The organism is Marinospirillum alkaliphilum DSM 21637 (assembly GCF_900119735.1).
Lineage (GTDB): Bacteria > Pseudomonadota > Gammaproteobacteria > Pseudomonadales > Halomonadaceae > Marinospirillum > Marinospirillum alkaliphilum.
Map to the genome: position 1 here is coordinate 1 of NZ_FPJW01000020.1, position 2,600 is coordinate 2,600.

Genomic DNA, 2,600 nt, shown 5'->3' on the forward strand with positions numbered 1-2,600 from the left:
TGCGTATTCCAGAGCAAGCTTGCCACTGATTCCAGAGGAAAGCTGCCACCCATTCCACGCGAAGCCTGCCACCCATTCCACGGCAAAGCTGCCACCTGTGCAGCATGCCTGAGCCATCTTGTCTGATGCTCCTTGCGGGATAACTAACCGGTACTCTGACTTCATTTCATTTGGAGATGAGCAGATGCCAGCCAAGAGGTTATCCATGCGTAAAATCAAAGAAGTTCTGCGTCTCAAGTGGGACAAACACCTCAGCAATCGGCAAATTGCTTCAGCTTGCGGTATCAGTCGTCCTACCGTGAGCGAGTATCTACGACGCTTCTCAGAAACAGGCCTAAGCTGGCCTTTGCCCACTGACCTGGATGAGTCCAGACTGGAGCAAAAGCTCTTTCCTCCAGCTCCAGACTTACCTGCTCAGGACAGGGGGCTGCCGGATTGGCAACAGATCCATCAAGAGCTTAAGTTCCCAAAGACCACGCTCTTCCTGCTATGGCAGGAGTACCGTGCAGCCAATCCTGAGGGTTACCAGTACAGTTGGTTCTGCGACCACTATCGAGCATGGCAAGGAAAGCTGGATCTGGTGATGCGTCAGAACCATCGCGCTGGTGAGAAGCTCTTTGTGGACTACGCTGGCCAGACAGCCCCTGTCATTGACCCTGCTACAGGCGAGATCCGTGCGGCTCAGATTTTTGTTGCCGTCATGGGCGCATCCAACTACACCTTTGCCGAGGCCACTTGGTCACAGAAACTCCCTGACTGGATCAGCTCCCACATTCGTGCCTTTGAGTTCCTGGGTGGTGTGCCTGAATTGGTGGTTCCCGACAACCTGAAATCCAGTGTCACCAAAGCTCACCGGTATGAACCTGACCTGAATCCAACCTATCAGGACATGGCGGCCCACTATGGTGTCTCGATTGTACCTGCAAGGGTTCGTAAACCCCGCGACAAGGCCAAGGCAGAAGGCGGTGTGTTGATCGTTGAGCGCTGGATATTGGCGGCTCTGCGCCATCGCCAGCACTTCTCTCTGGGTCAGTTAAATGCCTCCATTCGTGAACTGCTCACCCTGCTGAATCAGCGCCCCTTCCGCAAATTGCCAGGCAATCGACAAGAGCACTTCGAAACGATTGACCGTCCGGCACTACAACCCTTGCCCGCAGAACCCTACACCTATGCCGAGTGGAAAAAGGCAAGGGTTCACATGGACTACCACGTGGCTTTTGATGGCCACTACTACTCCGTCCCGTGCAGCCTGGTAAAAAAGGAAGTGGAGCTGAGAGTTACTGAATACACCCTGGAGGTCTTTTATCAAGGCCAGCGTGTCGCCAGTCATCATCGCAGCACCCACAAAGGCAGCCATACCACGGTGACAGCACACATGCCTGAAGCTCACCGCCAAGCGGGAGAATGGTCGCCAGAACGCCTGGTGAGGTGGGCTACAAAAGTAGGCCCGGCAACCTCGCAACTGATCATAAAGGCCTTGGAGAATCGCAAACACCCACAGCAAGCTTACCGAGCATGCCTGGGCATCTTGAGGCTTGGTAAGGCCTACAGTGAAGAGCGGCTGGAATCAGCCTGTCAGCGAGCCCTGATGCTCGGCAGTTGCCGCTACAAAAGCATCGAATCCATCCTCAAGAACCGGCTGGATGAGCGACCACTGGAAATCCAGGAAGAGCTCGCCTTACCGGAACAACACGACAATATCCGTGGCCCTGCCTACTACCATTAAAGGATCCGCCATCATGTTAAAACACCCCACACTGGACAAACTCCACGCTCTCAAACTCAATGGCATGGCCGCAGCGTTAACAGACCAGACTCTGATACCTGAAAGCGCACAGATGAGCTTTGAAGAGCGGCTGGGCCTGCTGGTAGACCGAGAGATGACTGAGCGAGAAAATCGAGGCATGACCAGCCGGCTAAGACGAGCCAGACTCAGACACGCAGCCATCCTTGAGGACATTGACTATCGAAGTCCGCGAGGCCTGGACAAGGGGCTGATCCAATCGCTGGGAAGTTGTCAGTGGGTCAAGGAGCACCTGAATCTGCTGATCACAGGGCCAACCGGCGTGGGTAAAACCTGGCTGGCTTGTGCTCTGGCTCACAAGGCCTGCCGAGAAGGTTACACAGCCCAGTATGTGCGTCTGAATCGGCTGCTCCACGAACTCTCCGTGGCCAAGGGTGATGGTCAGTATCCACGCATTCTTGCCAGTCTAGCCAAGGTGGATGTACTGCTTCTGGATGACTGGGGTCTGGTGAAGATGACAGCAGAAAACCGTCGGGACTTACTGGAAATCATGGAGGATCGACAAGGTAGACGCTCAACCATTGCCACCAGTCAGCTACCGCTTGAGGAGTGGCATGGCGTCATTGGTGACGCCACCCTGGCTGATGCAATCCTGGATCGACTGGTTCACAACGCCTACAAGATCAATTTAAGAGGGGAATCGATGAGGAAAAAACGAAAAGCGTTGACTGAAAACCCACCTTCAGAATAAAAATGAGCCCCCCGCACTGAGCATCACTTGGGGTGGCAGCTTTGCCGCGGTCCGGGTGGCAGCTTTGAAATGGAATGGGTGGCAACCTTCACCGGTTTACGCACA

The 2,600-nt window shown here is 54.5% G+C and carries 2 protein-coding genes; both read left to right on the top strand.

What is annotated here, in order from left to right; genetic code table 11:
• Positions 1 to 184: 184 nt before the first annotated feature.
• Complete coding sequence (gene istA / locus BT114_RS14775; protein ID WP_072327272.1) at positions 185 to 1,726, top strand: IS21 family transposase; 1,542 nt, start codon at positions 185 to 187, stop codon at positions 1,724 to 1,726.
• Between the two features lie 13 nt (positions 1,727 to 1,739).
• Positions 1,740 to 2,495, top strand: a complete 756-nt coding sequence (gene istB / locus BT114_RS14780; protein ID WP_072327273.1) for an IS21-like element helper ATPase IstB — start codon at positions 1,740 to 1,742, stop codon at positions 2,493 to 2,495.
• The last annotated feature ends 105 nt before the right edge of the window (positions 2,496 to 2,600 follow it).

What these genes read in the sequence shown, in the direction of transcription:
- istA (WP_072327272.1), top strand. Translation starts at nt 185, where the DNA reads ATGCCAGCCAAGAGGTTATCCATGCGTAAAATCAAAGAAGTTCTGCGT.
- istB (WP_072327273.1), top strand. Translation starts at nt 1,740, where the DNA reads ATGTTAAAACACCCCACACTGGACAAACTCCACGCTCTCAAACTCAAT.